Source organism: Bradyrhizobium sp. HKCCYLRH2060, from assembly GCF_051168135.1.
GTDB lineage: Bacteria > Pseudomonadota > Alphaproteobacteria > Rhizobiales > Xanthobacteraceae > Bradyrhizobium.
Genome location: NZ_JBNPUK010000011.1, coordinates 75,245 through 93,460, shown reverse-complemented (window position 1 = coordinate 93,460; position 18,216 = coordinate 75,245). Strand labels below are relative to the sequence as shown.

General features: G+C 68.1%; 15 protein-coding genes. 10 read left to right on the top strand and 5 right to left on the bottom strand.

Translation table 11 applies throughout. The features are described from left to right. Position 1 precedes the first annotated feature (1 nt). From ACQR10_RS21370 to ACQR10_RS21355, 4 genes are all read left to right on the top strand, one after another. The gene (locus tag ACQR10_RS21370; protein ID WP_315802876.1) at positions 2 to 370 is read left to right on the top strand and encodes a 6-pyruvoyl trahydropterin synthase family protein; all 369 of its coding nucleotides are present in this window, start codon (positions 2 to 4) and stop codon (positions 368 to 370) included. Positions 371 to 475: 105 nt separating this feature from the next. Further along, entirely contained in the window at positions 476 to 1,363 is an 888-nt protein-coding gene (gene hemF / locus ACQR10_RS21365) for an oxygen-dependent coproporphyrinogen oxidase (protein WP_315802780.1), read from the top strand. A gap of 31 nt (positions 1,364 to 1,394) precedes the next feature. Next, a complete protein-coding gene (locus tag ACQR10_RS21360) occupies positions 1,395 to 2,120 on the top strand; it encodes an HAD family hydrolase (RefSeq protein ID WP_316217327.1) in 726 nt (241 codons plus the stop codon). Positions 2,121 to 2,326: 206 nt separating this feature from the next. After that, positions 2,327 to 4,267, top strand: coding sequence for a diguanylate cyclase (locus ACQR10_RS21355; protein WP_315802778.1), 1,941 nt, complete (start codon positions 2,327 to 2,329; stop codon positions 4,265 to 4,267). Positions 4,268 to 4,277: 10 nt separating this feature from the next. Here the strand turns inward: ACQR10_RS21355 and ACQR10_RS21350 are convergent, their stop codons facing one another. Genes ACQR10_RS21350 through ACQR10_RS21330 form a run of 5 tightly spaced genes read right to left on the bottom strand, consistent with a single transcriptional unit; the run spans position 4,278 to position 7,846 of the window. Then, positions 4,278 to 5,054 carry a TSUP family transporter gene (locus tag ACQR10_RS21350; RefSeq protein WP_316217328.1) on the bottom strand — a complete coding sequence of 259 codons (777 nt, stop codon included), beginning with the start codon at positions 5,052 to 5,054 and terminating at the stop codon, positions 4,278 to 4,280. Continuing rightward, a complete protein-coding gene (locus tag ACQR10_RS21345; RefSeq protein ID WP_315802776.1) occupies positions 5,051 to 6,301 on the bottom strand; it encodes a CCA tRNA nucleotidyltransferase in 1,251 nt (416 codons plus the stop codon). The genes ACQR10_RS21350 and ACQR10_RS21345 overlap by 4 nt, the downstream gene beginning before the upstream one ends. Then, entirely contained in the window at positions 6,298 to 6,561 is a 264-nt protein-coding gene (locus tag ACQR10_RS21340) for a DUF6111 family protein (protein ID WP_315802775.1), read from the bottom strand. Before ACQR10_RS21340 ends, ACQR10_RS21345 begins: the two co-directional genes overlap by 4 nt. After that, positions 6,558 to 7,217 carry a CoA pyrophosphatase gene (locus ACQR10_RS21335; RefSeq protein WP_410051435.1) on the bottom strand — a complete coding sequence of 220 codons (660 nt, stop codon included), beginning with the start codon at positions 7,215 to 7,217 and terminating at the stop codon, positions 6,558 to 6,560. Before ACQR10_RS21335 ends, ACQR10_RS21340 begins: the two co-directional genes overlap by 4 nt. A gap of 8 nt (positions 7,218 to 7,225) precedes the next feature. Beyond that, positions 7,226 to 7,846 (bottom strand): DUF1285 domain-containing protein, encoded by a 621-nt coding sequence (locus tag ACQR10_RS21330; RefSeq protein WP_316217331.1) that lies wholly within the window; start codon positions 7,844 to 7,846, stop codon positions 7,226 to 7,228. Between the two features lie 265 nt (positions 7,847 to 8,111). Between ACQR10_RS21330 and ACQR10_RS21325 the strand changes: the two genes are divergently transcribed. The 6 genes from ACQR10_RS21325 to ACQR10_RS21300 all read left to right on the top strand — a co-directional run bounded on the left by ACQR10_RS21325 (position 8,112) and on the right by ACQR10_RS21300 (position 18,194). Next, a complete protein-coding gene (locus ACQR10_RS21325) occupies positions 8,112 to 9,110 on the top strand; it encodes an AAA family ATPase (protein WP_316217332.1) in 999 nt (332 codons plus the stop codon). Continuing rightward, the gene (locus tag ACQR10_RS21320; RefSeq protein WP_316217333.1) at positions 9,110 to 10,066 is read left to right on the top strand and encodes a DUF58 domain-containing protein; all 957 of its coding nucleotides are present in this window, start codon (positions 9,110 to 9,112) and stop codon (positions 10,064 to 10,066) included. Before ACQR10_RS21325 ends, ACQR10_RS21320 begins: the two co-directional genes overlap by 1 nt. After that, positions 10,063 to 12,885, top strand: a complete 2,823-nt coding sequence (locus ACQR10_RS21315) for a DUF4159 domain-containing protein (protein WP_316217334.1) — start codon at positions 10,063 to 10,065, stop codon at positions 12,883 to 12,885. Before ACQR10_RS21320 ends, ACQR10_RS21315 begins: the two co-directional genes overlap by 4 nt. 181 nt (positions 12,886 to 13,066) lie before the next feature. Next, on the top strand, positions 13,067 to 15,130 hold the full coding sequence (locus ACQR10_RS21310; protein ID WP_316217335.1) for a hypothetical protein: 2,064 nt from the start codon (positions 13,067 to 13,069) through the stop codon (positions 15,128 to 15,130). Positions 15,131 to 15,335: 205 nt separating this feature from the next. Beyond that, on the top strand, positions 15,336 to 15,707 hold the full coding sequence (locus ACQR10_RS21305; RefSeq protein ID WP_316178114.1) for a DUF2946 family protein: 372 nt from the start codon (positions 15,336 to 15,338) through the stop codon (positions 15,705 to 15,707). Positions 15,708 to 15,866: 159 nt separating this feature from the next. Then, on the top strand, positions 15,867 to 18,194 hold the full coding sequence (locus ACQR10_RS21300) for a TonB-dependent receptor (RefSeq protein WP_316217389.1): 2,328 nt from the start codon (positions 15,867 to 15,869) through the stop codon (positions 18,192 to 18,194). Positions 18,195 to 18,216 lie beyond the last annotated feature (22 nt).

Below are 18,216 nucleotides of genomic sequence, written 5' to 3'. Positions count from 1 at the left end.
GATGTGGGAATTGACCAAGTCGTTCACCTTCGAGGCCGCGCATACGCTGCCGATCACGACGCTCGGCGAAGCCAGCCAGGAGATCCACGGCCACTCCTTCCGCGCCGAGGTGACGGTGCGGGGCGATGCGACCAATCCCGAGACCGGCATGGTGGTGGATTTCGGCGTGCTGACGCAGCGCCTGGGCGAGATCCAGACCATGCTCGACCACAAGTTCCTGAACAAGATCGAGGCGATCGGGCTGCCGACGCTGGAGAACCTGTCGCGCTTCATCTATGAGCGCGTCCGCTCCATCGGCCATGTCACCAAGGTCAGCGTCCACCGCGACAGCTGCCGCGAGACCTGCACCTATTTCGGTCCGCAGGCCTGATCGATTGTGGTAGGACCGAACCGTAGCGACAACAGCGCTGTCACCTCCGGCTGTCATGGACTCTTGACGGCGGGGTGACCGCCAATGTGCCAGGGGGGAGCGTCCATGACCATCGCCGCCATCGAGGATCGCAAGGCCCGCGCCCGCGCCTGGTTCGAGAGCCTGCGCGACCAGATCTGCGCGGCGTTCGAGCGGCTCGAGGACGAGGCGCCGGCTGCGCTCTATCCGCGCGCACCGAGCCGGTTCGTGCGCACGCCGTGGGAGCGCACCGACCATGGCGGCGGGCATGGCGGCGGCGGCGTCATGAGCATGATGCACGGCCGGCTGTTCGAGAAGGTCGGCGTGCACTGCTCGACCGTGCATGGCGAGTTCGCCCCGGAATTCCGCAGCCAGATTCCCGGCGCCTCGGAAGACCCGCGGTTCTGGGCCTCCGGCATCTCGCTGATCGCGCATCTGTGGTCGCCGCACGTGCCGGCGGTGCACATGAACACGCGCTTCGTCGTCACGACAAAAGCCTGGTTCGGCGGCGGCGCCGATCTGACGCCGGTGCTGGACCGCCGCCGCACCCAGGAGGACTCTGACACGGTCGCCTTCCATGCCGCGATGAAAGGTGCCTGCGACGCACACGCGGCTGTCGCCTCCTATGACAAGTACAAGCGCTGGTGCGACGAGTACTTCTACCTGCCCCACCGCAAGGAGCCGCGCGGCATCGGCGGCATCTTCTACGACCATCACGATTCCGGCGACTGGGAGGCCGACCTCGCCTTCACCCAGGACGTCGGCCGCGCCTTTCTCGCCATCTATCCCGAGCTGGTCCGGCGCAATTTTGCCGCGCCTTGGACCGAGGCGGACCGCGAGGAGCAGCTGATCCGGCGCGGCCGCTATGTGGAATTCAACCTGCTTTATGACCGCGGCACCACATTTGGGCTGAAAACCGGTGGCAATGTGGAGTCCATTCTGTCGTCGATGCCGCCTGAAGTGAAATGGCCCTGAAACCCTTGTTTGATTGACCCGTAAGCTCATTATGACCGCCGCCCTGCCCCGCGCCATGCTGATCGACATGGATGACACCATCCTGTCGGCCTATGGCCGTCCCGAGATCGCCTGGAACATCGTCGCCACCGAGTTCGCCGACGAACTCGCGCCGCATACGCCGCAGGCCGTGGCCGCTGCGATCCTGGCCTCCGCGCGCAGCTTCTGGTCGGTCGCGGGCGCGGAGTGGCGGATGAAGCTGATCCAGGCGCGGCAGGAGGTGGTGAAGGGCGGCTTCGCGGCGCTGACCAGCGCCGGCGCCGCCCCGCCGACCGAGCTCGCCATCCGCATCGCCGACCGCTTCACCGCCTACCGCGACGAGCAGATGTTCGTCTTCCCCGGCGCCCACGAGGCGATCGACGCGTTCAAGGCGCGCGGCGTCAGGCTGGCGCTCGTCACCAACGGCGAGGCCGGCCAGCAGCGCGCCAAGATCGAGCGCTTCGCGCTGGCGCATCGCTTCGACCACATCCAGATCGAGGGCGAGCACGGCTTCGGCAAGCCCGAGGAGCGCGCCTATTGGCACGCGATGGAGCGGCTCGGCGTCGGTCCGGACGACACCTGGATGATCGGCGACAATCTCGAATGGGAGATCGTCGCGCCGCAGCGGCTCGGCATCTATTCGATCTGGATCGACGTCCATGGCGACGGCCTGCCCGAAGGCACCGACGTCAAGCCCGACCGCATCATCCGCTCGCTGACCGAGCTGGTGCCGGCCTGAGCGTTAGCCCGTCGTTCACCTTGACGGGACACGCGCCTTTAACCGCGCGCGCCGTTCGTGCCCTCCCCCGGTGACCTGCGGCCTGCCCGTAACCGAATCGAAATTCGCACAAGCGTCTATTCGCTGCGGGGCTTGGAGGGGAATAGGCGCCAGTCCTTGCGCGCCGCTTCGACCGATCGCAAGCCGGTTCGAGCAGCGTCGGTGTCATGGCTCTCAATCTGCCGCAGATCTCCCTGGGCGTGTCGATCAAGAACTCGCTCCTGACGTCCGTCTTCCTGCTGCTGGCGATCCTCGCCGGCGTGTCGGTCATGGCGACGATGCGGCTGTCGGCGCTGCAGGACGCGATCGAGAACATCAACCGCGACCGGCTGCCGAAGATTCACACCCTGGGTGATCTCAACGTCAGCATCGCCCACACCCATCTCGTCGCGATCCGCGCAGCCCTCTCCACCGCGGCCGAGCCACGCGCCGCGTCCGAGCAGGAGCTGAGACGCCGCACCACCGACGTCGATGCGAAGATCGCGCGCTTCCAGGACACGATCGGCACCGACGCGCCGTTGAAGATGGCGTTCGACGAGTTCGTCAACAAATGGGACCTGTACCAGAAGCAGCAGGCGGTGATGCTCGAGCCGGAGGTCGGGGCGAGCCGCGACCGCCTGGAGCATGTCGTCAACATCGAAACGCCGCCGGTCTTCCAGGCCGTGGTCGATGCAATCGGACACGGCATCAGGCTCGCCGACCATCGCGCCGACAGCGCGATCGAGAGCGCGACGCTGGATGCCCAGGTGTTTCGCCTGGTGCTGTGGTCGGTCAACGGCGTCAGCGTGCTGATCGGGCTGGCGACGCTGCTGTTCGTCGTCCACGATGTCTCGATGCCGATCTTCCGCATCACCCGCAGCATGGAGGCGATCGCCAGGGGCGAGCTGCAGACCGAGATTCCCTATGCCGGCCACAGCAACGAGCTCGGCATGATGGCGCGGGCGCTGGCCGTGTTCCGCAAGAGCCTGGTCGAGAACGAACGCCTGAACGCGGCGACACGAACCCTCTCGGAGCTCAGCGAATGGCTGCAGTCGGCCAAGTCCGAGAGCGAGCTCTACGGGATGATCTCGACCGTGCTCGGCGGACTGATGCCGGAATGCACGGGCGCGCTCTACATCTACGCCGACAGCCGCGACGTGCTCGAACTGGCCGCCGAATGGAACGGCACGCTGCCCACCCGGACCCTGCACCCCGACGATTGCTGGAGCCTGCGCCGCGGCCATGTCTACGTCCATGGCACGAGCGAGGTCGAATTCCGCTGCGACCACGTGCACCACGAGACCAATGAGAACTACTGCTGCATCCCGATCCTGGCCCATGGCGAGACTGTCGGACTGCTGCACGTCGCCTACAATTTCGACGACCGCGACACCGCGGCCGAGGCCAAGGCGCGCTTCGCCGATCGGGCCCGCCTCGCGCTCGCCTGCGCCGAGCACCTGTCGATTGCCATCGCCAACATGAAGCTGCGCGAAGGCCTGCGTGACCAGTCGCTACGCGATACGCTGACCGGGCTGAACAATCGCCGCTATCTGATCGAGACGGCACGCCGCGAACTGCTGCGCGCCGCGCGCAATCAGACGCCGCTGAGCGTGGTGACCTTGGACATCGACCACTTCAAGTCGTTCAACGACAATCACGGTCACGAAGCCGGCGACACCGTGCTGCGCCATGTCGGAGAGATCCTCAAGGCCACGTTCCGCGGCGACGACGTGCCCTGCCGCCTCGGCGGCGAGGAGTTCGTCGTCATGCTGCCGAACTGCGGAATCGAGGAGGCCGCGCTGCGCGCGGAGGAGCTGCGCGCCCGCGTCGAGGCGCTCAACATCAGCTATGGCGAGGGCATGCTGCCGCGGGTGACGATCTCGGTCGGCGTCGCCGCCTATCCCGAGGCCGGCCTCGACCTGACGGAGATCCTGCGCGTCGCCGACGGCGCGCTGTACCGCGCCAAGCACAAGGGCCGCAACCGGGTCGAGCTCGCCTCCGGCGGCATGGTCCCGCCGATCGACGAGGTGACGAACCGGGCCGTCGCCGCGCTCGATGCCATCGTGGCACGTGCGGAGACCGACACCATCACGCCATCCGATCGGGAGACGGGCCAGCAGGTGGCCTGACGCCGGAAAGCTACCCCGCCGGCAGCAGGTGTCGCAGCGCCGACGCGATCATCACGCCGCCGCCGGTGATCACGGCGGCGTCAATGATGGCGGCGTGGATGTGCACCGGCATGCGCGCGACGAAGGCCTTGGCGAGGAACGCGCCGGGCACCGCGACCGCGCCGATCAGCAGGGCGAAGGCCAGCACCTGCGCCGTGACCACGCCTGCGAGGCCGAACACCGAGATCTTGATGACGCCCGTCGCCACCGAGATCATCGCATCGGTGGCGATGACCGCGGCGCCTTCGAGGCCGGCGGCCATCAGCAGCGACAGCAGGATCACGCCGGAACCAGAGGTGCCGCCGACCAGCACGCCATAACCGACCGCGCCGGCGGCAAGCCCGCCATTGCCGATCCGGACCTCGCGCTTGCGCAGGATCCGCCGCAGCGGAACGCTCATCATGAGCATCGTGCCGATCACGAACGCCGCGCCGGCATTGGTCAGTCGCGTGTAGCCGTAGGCGCCGAGCGCGGTCGTGAGCGCTGCCGCCGCGATGACGATTCCGGCGCGCGCACGGTCGGCGTGGCTGATATAGGCAACGACACGGCTGAGGTTGGTGAGGATCGCGGAGATCGCGATGATCGGCACTACCGGTTCGGCGCCGACCATCGGCACCAGTACGAGCGGCATGAGAGCGCCGGTGCCGTAGCCGGCAAGACCGCCGATGATGGAAGCGAACAGGGCGACGGCGGCGACGAGCAGGAGTTGCGAGAGCGAGATGTCGGCAAAGCCTGCCAGAAAATTCATGAACGTCCGTCGCGATTGACGCGCGCCGCCGCCTGGTCGGCGATCGCGTTCAGCGATGCCTCGTCGAGCGGAAAGTCCGCAGCCAACCAGGCATCCTCTGCGAGGGTGAGCACATGACCGAGAAGCGGTCCCTCCGCAACCCCACGCGCGATGAAATCGGCCGCCTTCAACGGCAATTTCGGCGGCGTGAAGCGCTGCGGCAACAGCGCACGCTCGCGCCAGCGCCGGTCGCCGCGATCGCGCGCCCGCGCCCAGCCGAGCATCAGGCGGTCGCGGTAGACGGTCTCGCCGAGACGATACAGCAGACGCCGGACCCGCGCCTCGTCGGCGGAAGCGAACCGCCACCAGCGATGGCCCATGCCGTCGAGCGCCTTGGTCTCGGCATTGGAGAGCTTCAGCCTGACGCCGAGCCGGCGCGCATCCTCGGTCACGGCGACCGCGAGCGCGGCAAGACGGCGGACCGCGCTCGGCGGCAGCTCCAGCTCGCGCTCGATGCCGATCATCGCGGCGAACGGACCGAGATAGGCGACGCCGCCGAGGATCGCCGTCAGCAACCCGCCATCCGCCATCGCCGCGACGGCGCCGACCGCGCCGTCGGTGACGAGCAGCTTCAGCATCTCCATGCGCACGCGCTCGGCTGACAGCGTCGCAAGCCCGCCACGGCCGGCGATGCAGGCCAGATAGCCCTCGCGATCAGGGGCGCCATGCCCGAATGCCGCATGGATGCGGAAGAAGCGCAGGATGCGCAGATAATCCTCGGCGATGCGCTGGGCGGGATCGCCGATGAAGCGCACGCGGCGTTGGGCGATGTCGGCGAGACCGCCGACGTGATCATGCACCACGCCGTCCGGCCCGACGGAGAGCGCGTTGATGGTGAAGTCGCGCCGGTGCGCGTCGCCGACCCAGTCGCGGCCGAACTCGACTTTGGCCTTGCGGCCGAAGGTCTCGGTATCCTCGCGCAGCGTCGTGACCTCGAACGGATGCCCCTCGAGCACGAGGGTCACGGTGCCGTGGTCGATGCCGGTCGGAACGCTCTTGATCGACGCCGCCTTGGCACGCCGGACCACCTCCGCCGGCAGCGCCGTGGTCGCGATGTCTATGTCGCCGATGGCGATGCCGAGCAGCGCATTGCGCACGGCGCCGCCGACCACCCGCGCCTCCTCGCCGTCGCAATTGAGCAGCGCGAGCACGCGCGCGGCGGGACCGGACGAGAGCCAGGGCGCGTGCAGCACCCGCGCGTCGATCATTTCTCGACCCCTGGAACGAGCCTGCCGTTCTCGACATGAGCGGGGACGTAGGTCGAACGCGGCGGCGCGCCGGAGAACTCGGCGAGCAGGACCAGACTTGCAATCACCAACACCAGCGCCGCCACCGTCAATTTTGTGATCAGATGAAAGGGCCAGCTGGCCGGCACCAACAGCCCCGATTTGGTCGCGAGCAAGAACAACACATAAACCGCAAAAGGAATGAGGAAAATTCCGATTTCCGTCAACACGCCACGGATCATGGCCGACATATCCGTTCGTACAAGACCCGAAGGATGCCGGCTGTGGCGCCCCATATGTAGCGCTCGGCGAACGGCATCGCGTAATACGAGCGCTCCATGCCGCGAAACTCCTTGGAATGCAGCTGATGATTGGCGGGGTCCATCAGGAAGGCCAGCGGCACCTCGAAGGCGTCGTCGACCTCGCCGGCGTTGATCTTGAGCGTGAATCCGGGCCGCACCCGCGCCACCGTGGGCAGGATGCGGAAGCCGAACGCGGTGCCATAGACGTCGAGATAGCCGATCGGGTCGACGAAGCTGCGGTCGAGCCCGACCTCCTCCTCGGCCTCGCGCAGGGCGGCATCGAGCGGCGAGGCATCGGTGACGTCGATCTTGCCGCCGGGAAAGGCGATCTGTCCGGCATGGCTCGAGAGGTTCGGCGAGCGCTGGGTCAACAGGACCGTCGGCTCGGGATGGTCGACCACCGGGATCAGCACTGCCGCGGGGCGGATCGGCTGCTCGCGGGAGATGATCTCGAGCATGCGGTCGGTGCCGGAATCTCCGCTGGCCGGAATGACATCGGGATCGAGCAGGGCCTGCGGAACGTCGAAGCGCAGCCGCGCGCGGCCCCGCGCGAAGAAATCGGCTGAACTGAGCCCAGCGGTCCCGTTCCTCACCATGGGCTGGTTCAAAGCGCCGCCCTCACCTCTTCTGCATCGGCCATGGGGAAGAACGCGCCGCCGGACCCCACGCCGAACATGACACGCCCATCGATCATCCGCTCCTCGCCCATGTCAACAAGCTCGTAGTACAGCGCCCGCGTCACCTTGGCCCAGAGATCGGCCCGCACATGCAGATAGGGCGTCAGGCCGCCGCTGTCGCCGGGCTCGAAGCGCAGCCGGTGCTCGGCATCGCACGCGACCCAGTCGTCGACATTGGTGCGGAAATGCAGCAGCGGCCCGCGCGCATCGCTCTCCGTCCGCATTTCTACGGCCGTGAAGGGGGCGTCATCGACGCGGATGCCGACCTTCTCCACCGGCGTGACCAGGAAATAGCGGTCACCTTCACGCTTGAGGATGGTCGAGAACAGCCGCACGAGCGCCGGCCGCCCGATTGGCGTGCCCATGTAGTACCAGCTACCATCACCGGCGATTCGCATGTCGAGATCGCCGCAGAATGGCGGATTCCACAAATGCACCGGCGGCAGTCCCTTTGCGGACGTGCCGGCCTGCGTTGCCGCCGACGTCAGCCGATCGAGTCCGTTGGCGGTGTCGAGTCCGTTGTCGGTGGTCTGCCCTTGCTTCGCCATGGTTTGCCTTGAGTTTGCGTCCACCTTGGCACGATTGGTGCAAGATTCCATCGCTGTCGTCTGTGCAAAAGTTCCTGGCGGCCCTGCAGGTCAGGTAAGGTCGCCATAACGTGATGCCGTCAATACCCCGTAATGCCGATAATATGGGGATAGTTTAACTCAACGAATACAGCGCCTTCGCATAGATTGGCATCCGCTTCCCCGGCAAACTGGAGCGGAACGTCCGTCCGAAAGTCGAAGACGCGGGGCAGAAGGAGCGACGGGAATGGCTGAGAGTGCCGAGAAGCTCGAGGATGCGATCGTCCGGTCGGCCGAACAGGTCTCCGGCCAGATCCGAGCGGCAAAGGATGCGATCTCCAGCGTCATCTTCGGCCAGGACCGCGTGGTGGAAAACACGCTGGTGACCATCCTGTCCGGCGGCCACGCGCTGCTGATCGGCGTCCCCGGCCTCGCCAAGACCAAGCTGGTCGAGACCCTGGGCGTCACGCTCGGCCTCGATGCCAAGCGCATCCAGTTCACGCCCGACCTGATGCCGTCGGACATCCTCGGCGCCGAGGTGCTCGACGAGAGTGCCGGCGGCAAGCGGTCGTTCCGCTTCATCGCCGGCCCGGTGTTCGCGCAGCTCCTGATGGCGGACGAGATCAACCGCGCCAGCCCGCGCACGCAGTCGGCCTTGCTGCAAGCCATGCAGGAGCAGCACATCACCGTTGCAGGCGCCCGTCATGACCTGCCCAAGCCCTTCCACGTGCTCGCGACCCAGAATCCGCTCGAGCAGGAAGGAACCTATCCGTTGCCCGAGGCGCAGCTCGACCGCTTCCTGATGGAGATCGACGTCGACTATCCGGATCGCGACGCCGAGCGCCGCATCCTGTTCGAGACCACCGGCGCCGAGGAGAGCGCCGCCAAGGGCGCGATGACGGCCGATGCGTTGATCGCGGCCCAGCGCCTGGTGCGGCGCCTGCCGGTCGGCGATTCCGTGGTCGAGGCGATCCTGTCGCTGGTCCGCTCGGCGCGTCCCGGTCCGGAGGCCGGCGACGCCGGCAAGCTGATCGCCTGGGGCCCGGGTCCGCGCGCCAGCCAATCGCTGATGCTCGCGGTGCGCGCGCGCGCGCTGCTCGACGGCCGCCTCGCGCCCTCGATCGACGACGTGCTCGATCTCGCCGAGCCCGTGCTCAAGCACCGCATGGCGCTGACCTTCCCGGCGCGCGCCGAGGGACGCACCATTCCGGACGTGATCCGGCAACTGAAGAGCCGGATTGGCTGATGGCCGCAGCGACGGGGCACGCCGACAAGGAAATTCTCGCGATACGGCGTGCCGATGGCGAAAGCCGGACGCTGGCATCGTCGCTGCCGCGTCTCGTGCTGGAAGCGCGCCAGATCGCCGCCAACGTGATCCATGGTCTGCATGGCCGTCGTCGCGCCGGCTCCGGCGAAAGCTTCTGGCAGTACCGCCGCTTCGTCTCCGGCGAGCCGTCGCAGCGCGTCGACTGGCGCCGCTCGGCGCGCGACGACCATCTCTATGTCCGCGAGCAGGAATGGGAGGCCGCGCACACGGTGTGGATCTGGCCGGACCGCTCGCCCTCGATGGCCTTCGCGTCGAAGGGCGCGCGCGACAGCAAGCTCGAGCGCGCCCTGATCGTGACCTTCGCCCTGGCCGAACTGCTGGTGGCCGGCGGCGAGCGCGTCGGCATTCCCGGCCTGATCAATCCGACCGCGAGCCGCAACGTGATCGACCGCATCGCGCAGGCGATGCTGCACGATGAGACGGCGCGGCCGAGCCTGCCGCCGTCCTTCGTCCCCTCGGCGCTCGCCGAGATCGTCGTGCTGTCGGACTTCTGGTCGCCGATCTCGGAGATCAGCACCATGCTGGCCGGCCTGTCCGCATCGGGCGCACACGGCACGATGGTCCAGGTGGTCGATCCCGCCGAGGAGACCTTCCCCTATTCCGGCCGCGTCGAGTTCGTCGAGCCGGAAGGCGGCGAGGTGATCACCGCCGGCCGCGCCGAGAGCTGGGCGCAGGACTACGTCGCCCGCGTGGCGCTGCATCGCGACCAGATCCGCGCCGAGACCGGCAGGCTCGACTGGCTGTTCACCACCCACACCACCAGCCGCTCGGCCGCCGAGCTGCTGCTGTTCCTGCACGCCGGCATGACGACCGCGAAGGTCGGCGCGCGCGGCGGCGTCAAAGTGGGCGCTGGCCCCGGAGGGCTCGGCGCATGATGGGCCTGCCGCTGTCGTTCGCCGAACCGCTGCTGCTGACCGGCCTCGTCAGCCTGCCGGTGCTGTGGTGGCTGCTGCGGGTGATGCCGCCGCGGCCGCGCCGGATCGAGTTTCCGCCGACCCGCCTCCTGTTCGACATCACGCCCAAGGAAGAGACACCGTCGCGCTCGCCCTGGTGGCTGACCCTGCTGCGGCTGATCGCGGCGGCGCTCGTGATCTTCGCCGCGGCCGGTCCGATCTGGAATCCGCGCACCGAGGCCGTCGGCAGCAAGGCGCCGTTGGTGCTGCTGCTCGACGACAGCTGGAGCGCGGCCGCAAGCTGGGACACCCGCATCAGGGCCGCCGACGAGATCATCGCCAATGCCGATGCCGACCGCCGCGGCGTCGCGCTGCTGCCGCTGTCGGAGCCCGCGCGTGACCTCACCTTGATGGCGGCCGGCGCGGCGCGCGTCGCGCTGCGCCAGATCACGCCCAAGGCCTACACGACCGAGCGCGCCGATGCGCTGCCGCAGCTCGATCGCTTCCTGAAGGCGACCGGCGATGCCGAGATCATGTGGTTCTCCGACGGCGTCGATCCCGGCCGCGGCAGCGAGTTCGTGACGGGTCTCGCTAAGACCATCGGCGACCGCAGCCTGACGGTGTTCGAAGGCGGCACGCCCTCGCCGCTGGCGCTGGCCGGCGCGGAGAACGCCGCCGCCAAGATGACGGTGAAGGTGCTGCGCGCCGATCTCTCCGTTCCCGGTGGCATCGTCCGCGCGCTCGATGCCAAGGGCTCACCGCTCGGCGAGGCACAATTCAGCTTTGCCGCCGGCGCGCACGACGCCGAGGCGAGCTTCGACCTGCCGGTCGAGCTGCGCAACGACATCACCCGGCTGGAGATTGCGGGCGAGCGCTCGGCCGGAGCCGTGCAGTTGCTCGACAAGCGCTGGCGCCGCCGCGCCGTCGGCATCGTCTCCGGCGCCACCAGCGACACCGCGCAGCCGCTGCTCGCCCCGACCTTCTACCTCACCCGCGCGCTGTCGCCGTTCGCCGATCTCCGGCTCGGCGACCGCGGTGCGCCGCAGCAGGTCATCACGCAATTCCTCGACCAGAAGGTGCCGATGATCGTGATGGCCGATGTCGGCACGCTGTCGCCGGAGCTGCGCGACCGGCTCAACGGCTGGATCGAGAACGGCGGCGTACTGGTCCGTTTCGCCGGACCGCGCCTCGCGCAAGGCGACGACGATCTCGTGCCGGTCAAGCTGCGCCGCGGCGGCCGCACGCTCGGCGGCAGCCTGACCTGGGAGAAGCCGCAGCACCTGGCCGCGTTCGCCGCCGACGGCCCGTTCGCCGGCATCACTGTCCCGAGGGACGTCACCGTCAACCGCCAGGTCCTCGCCGAGCCCGACGCCGTGCTGGCGACCAAGAGCTGGGCATCGCTGGAGGACGGCACGCCGCTCGTCACCGGCGAGCATCGCGGCAAAGGCGTGATCGCGCTGTTCCACGTCAGCGCGGACATGCGCTGGTCCGATCTGCCGATGTCCGGCGCGATGGTCGAGATGCTCCGCCGCATCGTCGACATGTCCGGCTACACCTCGACGCCGGGACCGGGTCCCGCCGGCGAGACCGCCAAGGCCACGCTGGCACCGCTGCACATCCTCGACGGCTTCGGCGCCTTCGGACCGCCGCCTTCGACCGCCAAGCCGCTGCCGGCCGATTTCAACGACCGGGCTTCGCTGGATCATCCGCCCGGATTCTATGGCCCAGCCGAGGGACCCACCGCAGTGAACACGCTGAGCCCCGCCGATCGCATTCTTCAGCTCGACACGTCGGCGCTGCGCGCCAACCGCGCCAGCTACACCACCGCCGAGCCGCGCGATCTCCGGGGCATCCTGCTGTCGACCGCACTGCTGCTTTTCCTGATCGACGCGGTCATCGTCGCTCTCCTCGGCGGCGCGCTGGCCTCGCTCGCACGGCGGCGACGTGCAGCACCCGCGTCCATCGCGCTTGCGGTGCTTGCAACCGGCGCCCTGCTCGCCGTCGCAATGCCGACCACCGCGCGCGCCGATGCGGCAAGCGATGATTTCGCGATGCGCGCGGTGTCGCAGACGCGGCTTGCCTATGTCGTGACCGGCAATGCCGACGTCGATTCCATCGTCAAGGCCGGGCTGACCGGACTGACCTTGTTCCTGGCGCAGCGGACTGCGCTCGAAGCCGGCGATCCCGTCGGCGTCGATCCCGCCCATGACGAGCTTGCCTTCTTCCCGCTGATCTACTGGCCGATCGTGCCGGGCGTGCCGAAGCCGCCGCAGGACGCGATCAACAAGATCGATGCCTACATGAAGCAGGGCGGCACAGTGATCTTCGACACCCGCGACGCGGTCGAGGCGCCCCCCGGCGAGAACGGCGCGCAGCAGACCCCGGGCATGCAGTCGCTGCGCGAGATCCTGTCGTCGCTCGATGTGCCCGAGCTCGAGCCGGTGCCGCGCGAGCACGTGCTGACCAAGACGTTCTACCTGCTGCGCGACTTCCCCGGCCGCTTCACCACAGGACAGACCTGGGTCGAGGCGCTGCCGAAGGACGAGGACGAGGACAGCGCCTCGCGCCCGGCGCGCGGCGGCGACGGTGTCTCGCCGATCATCATCACCTCCAACGATCTGGCCGGTGCCTGGGCCATCCGCCCCGACGGCCAGGCCATGCTGCCGATGGTTCCGGGCGAGCCGCGGCAGCGCGAATTCGCCTTCCGCGCTGGCGTCAACATCGTGATGTACACGCTGACCGGCAACTACAAGGCTGATCAGGTGCACGCACCGGCGCTGATCGAACGGCTCGGGCAATGATGCCAGTTATGCGCGTTGATCGCGCCAAAACCTCCACCATCATGCCCGGGCTTGTCCCGCCTGCGCGGCCGAAGCCGCTTCGGCGCGGCGAAGGCCCGGGCATCCACGTCCAACCTTTCATGCGGCTCGACGTGGATGGCCGGGACAAGCCCGGCGATGACGAAGCCAGCGAGTTTGCCTCATGAACTACGGCATCGCGTTCACACCTCTGGTTCCGCCGGTCGTGCTGTGGCTTGCGATCGGCGCGATCGTCGTCATCGCGGCGCTGCTGTTGCTCGGCCGCTCGCGTTCGGCCTGGATCCGCGTCACCGCGCTGGCCTTGATCGCGCTCGCGCTGGCCAACCCGCAGTTCACGCGCGAGGACCGCGAGCCGCTGAGCTCGGTCGCCGCCGTCGTGATCGACAAGAGCCCGAGCCAGAATTTCGGTGACCGCAACAAGCAGACCCAGGCGGCCCAGGAGTCGCTGGTCGACAGCCTGAAGAAGATCAAGGGCCTCGAGGTCCGCGTGGTCGATGCCGGCCAGGCGGACGGCGAGACCGACGGCACGCATCTGTTCAGCGCGCTGACATCGGCCCTGTCGGACGTCCCCGTCGATCGGGTCGCGGGCGCCTTCATGATCACTGATGGCCGCGTGCACGACATTCCCGGCAACCTCGCCGCGCTCGGCTTCCAGGCTCCGCTGCAGGCCCTGATCACGGGCCAGAAGGCCGAGCGTGACCGCCGCGTCGCGATCACCGCGGCCCCTCGTTTCGGCATCGTCGGCCAGCCCCAGACCATCAGCTTCCGGCTCGATGATCAGGGCATCGCGGGCGCCAGCGCGAAGGTCGTGATCCGCCGCGACGGCGAGGTCATCAGCGAGCGCACCTTGACCAGCGGCCAGGCTGCCAATGTCGACGTCGACGTCAAGCACGAAGGTCAGAACATCGTCGAGATCGAAGCCTCGCCGCTCGACAACGAGCTGACCCTCGTCAACAACCGCGCGGTGGTCTCGATCGATGGCGTCCGCGACAAGCTGCGCGTGCTGCTGGTGTCGGGCGAGCCGCATTCGGGCGAGCGTACCTGGCGCAACCTGTTGAAGTCAGACGCCAGCATCGATCTCGTCCACTTCACGATCCTCCGGCCACCGGAGAAGCAGGACGGCACCCCGATCAACGAGCTGTCGCTGATCGCGTTTCCGACCCGCGAGCTGTTTCAGCAGAAGATCAACGAATTCCAGCTGATCATCTTCGACCGCTATGCCCGCCAGGGCGTGCTGCCGGTCGCCTATTTCGACAACATCGCGCGCTACGTGCGCAATGGCGGCGCGGTGCTGGTCTCGGCCGGCCCGGACTACGCCTCCAACACCAGCATCTGGCGCACACCGCTCGACTCGGTGCTGCCCGCCGAGCCGGTCGGCGTCACCGAGAAGCCGTTCTATGCGCATCTGTCCGACGCCGGCAAACGGCATCCGGTGACGCGCGGCCTCGAAGGCTCGGGCTCCGAGCCGCCGCGCTGGAGCCGCTTCTTCCGCACCGTGGAGACGCGCAATGCGGTCAGCCCGCCGGTGATGACCGGCGCCGACGGCAAGCCGCTCTTGCTGCTGTCGCGTTTCGGCGCCGGCCGCGTCGCGCTGCTGCTATCCGACCACATCTGGCTGTGGGCGCGCGGCTACGAGGGCGGCGGTCCGCATCTCGACCTGCTCCGACGCACGTCGCACTGGCTGATGCAGCAGCCTGACCTGGATGAGGAGGCGCTGCGGCTCCAGATCCAGGGCAAGGATCTCGCCGTCATCCGCCAGACCATGGGCGACACCGTGCCGCCGGTCACCGTGACTTCGCCGTCCGGCCAGACGCGTGAGCTGACGTTGAGTCAGGGCGATCCCGGCGAATGGCGCGCGACCTTGCCGGCCAACGAGCTCGGCCTGTGGCAGGCCACGGACGGCACCTTGAAGGCGCTCATCAATGTCGGCCCGACCAATCCGAAGGAATTCTCCGAGGTCACTTCGACCACCGAGACGCTGAAGCCGCTGGCACAGGCCACCGGCGGCGACGCCCGCCGCATCGCCGACGGATCCGGCATCGACATGCCGCGCATCGTCCCCGTCAGGTCATCGACGCTGTTCAGCGGCGACGGCTGGATGGGCGTGCGGATGCGCGACGCCAGCGTCGTCAAGGGCGTCGGCGTGCTGCCGATGTTCGCCGGCGTGATCGGCCTGTTGCTGCTGCTCGGCGCGCTCGCCGCCACCTGGGTGCGCGAGGGTCGCTGACACAACGACACGAGCACGCGCCACCGCGTCGTGCGACGTGGCGCGAAGGGCACAGCGACGGGGATTCCACCCGCCGTCGCAGTGCGCTGATTGACAGGTGTGAAGCCCCCTTGCGATGTTACATTGTAACAACGGCTGATCATCCTCCCAGCCGAACGGGGTGGCCTATTCACATGAGGCCGATTTACATGAGCCAGAGCTGGCGATGAGCTGGTTTCGCGCGAACATCAAGGATGTCTCGCGGCTGGCGCTGTTTGCGCTGGTGCTGCAATTCGCGCTCGCGTTCGGCCACGTTCATTGGCTCTCCGCGCAGGCGCTGGACGGCGGCCGTCTCACGACGGCGCAGGCCCATACCGGCTCCTCTCCCGCAAGCCAGGACCCCGACCAGCAGCCATCCGCTGACGGCTGCGCCATCTGCGCCGTCATGGCGATGGCGCAGTCGATCCTGCTGTCACCGGCGCCCGTTCTGACGCCTCCTGAAGCGGTCGCATTCCGGCTGCCCGATGCGATCACCGCCACTGTCGCGGCCGTCGTCGTCGACACCGCCTTCCAGCCGCGCGCTCCTCCCACCGCCTGATCTGAGCCGCTCGAAACGCTGCCCCGCTGCGCGAGCGCACGGCGGCCGCGTGCAGGAATGGGTCCGTCGCAACCCGACGGCAGGCGCATCCCGCCAGCAACGAAAGACGTGGGACGCCTGATCAGGATCAGGAATTGAAAGATGTTGTCGAGAGCCTTGATGTCGGGCTGCAGCGCCGCAGCCTTGTTGTGCGTTTTGGGTGCGCCCGCGCGCGCTGACGATCCGGCGAAGCCGGCGGCCGAACTGCCCGAGGTCACAGTGACCGCACCGAGCCCGATCCGTGCCCGCAAGCCGGTGGTGCCGCGGCCCAATCCCACCGCGCGCGTGGCGCGCAGCGGCCCACGCACGCCGGCGCCCGCGCGCGAGGCCCAGACCGCGCCGCCCCCGCCGCAGCAGGGCGTAACGCCCATCATCACCGACCAGTTCGCGACCGTCACGGTGGTGCCGAATGAGGAGCTGCGCCGCTCCGGCGCGGCAACGCTCGGCGATCTCCTGAATTCCAAGCCGGGCATCACCGGCTCGAGCTTCGCGCCGGGCGCATCGAGCCGGCCGATCATCCGCGGCCTCGACGTCAACCGCGTCGGCATCGTCGAGAACGGCATCGGCGGTGGCGGTGCGTCCGATCTCGGCGAAGATCATTTCGTGCCGATCGATCCACTCACCAGCGACCAGATCGAGGTCGTCCGCGGCCCCGCAGCGCTACGCTACGGCTCGACTTCGATCGGCGGCGTCGTCAGCGCCACCAACAATCGCATTCCCAGCGCGCTGCCGAGCTGCGCGACGGCGCCGTTCCAGACCTATGGCCTGCCGGCGAGCGCGCCAGCCGCGGGCAGCGCGCCTTGCGTCACCGCGGAAACGCGCACCTCGTTCAGCTCGGTCGATCGCGGCGTCGAGGGCGGCGTGCTGCTCGATGCCGGCGGCGGCAATTTCGCTGTCCATGCCGATGCCTACGGCCGCAAGACCGGCGACTACTCCATTCCCGGCTACCCCTATCTGTTCGACCAGACCCGCCCGGTGAACGGCCGGCAGCCGAACTCCGCCGTGCAGAACGATGGCGCCTCGCTCGGCGGCAGCTACTTCTTCTCAGGCGGCTTCGTCGGCGCTGCGATCACGCAGACCGATGCGCTCTACCATATCCCCGGCATCGACGGCGCCGACAGCCGGACCCGGATCGACGCGCACCAGACCAAGATCACCGCCAAGGGCGAGTACCGCCCGGACTCCGCGGCGATCGATGCCATCCGCTTCTGGGCCGGTGCAACCGACTATCGGCACAACGAGATCGGTCTCGCCGACCCCGCCGATCCCACCACCGACGGCGTGCGCCAGACCTTCACCAACCGCGAGCAGGAAGCGCGCGTCGAGATGCAGATGATGCCCGTCAATCTGCGCTTCGCGACGCTCACGACCGCCTACGGCGTGCAGGCCGGACACCAGGAGCTGAATGCGCCGAGCCCCGACAATCCCGGCTCGGTGTTCAACGGACTGTTCGGCCCCAACACCAACAACCGCGTCGCCGGCTACGTCTTCAACGAGTTCGCCTTCACACCGGCGACCAAGGCACAGGTCGCAGCCCGCATCGAGCACGTCTCATTGAACGGCTCCACGCCGAACTTCCCGGTCGACTATCTGCCGGACGGCACGCCACAGGCCAACATCGCCCGCAATCCGTCGTACACGCCGAAGAGCGCGAGCGTCGGCCTGTTGCAGAACCTGCCGGGCGATCTCGTGGCGAGCGTCACCGCGCAATATGTCGAGCGCGCGCCGAAGCCAGCCGAGCTGTTCTCGCGCGGCGGCCATGATGCGACCGCAACCTTCGACATCGGCAATCCGAACCTGACCATCGAGACGGCCAAAACCGTCGAGGCCGGACTGCGCAAGGCGACCGGCCCTTTCCGCTTCGAGGCCACCGCCTACTACACGCAGTTCAGCAACTTCATCTATCGGCGGCTGACCGGGGTGATGTGCGACGGCGATTTCGCGTCGTGCGGCACGACAGGCACGGAGCTGAACCAGGCGGTCTATTCGCAGCGCAACGCGCTGTTCCGCGGCGCCGAGTTCCAGAGCCAGTTCGATGTCGCTCCGCTCGGCACCGGCATCTGGGGCATCGAGAACCAGTTCGACGTCGTCCGCGCCACCTTCGCGGACGGCACCAATGTGCCGCGGATTCCGCCGATGCGCGTCGGCGGCGGCCTGTTCTGGCGCGACGCCAACTGGCTGACCCGCATCAATCTGCTGCACGCCTTCGCGCAGAACGATATCGCGCCGATCGCGGAGACGCCGACGCCAGGCTACAACCTGCTCAAGGCCGAGGTCAGCTACCGGACCAAGCTCAACCCGAACATGTTCGGCGCGCGCGAGATGCTGGTCGGCCTCGTCGGCAACAATCTGCTCAACGAGAAGATCCGCAACTCGGTCTCCTACACCAAGGACGAGGTGCTGCTGCCCGGCATCGGCGTGCGGATCTTCGCCAATCTGAAGTTCTGATTGCGAATTCGGTGGGGCGTGG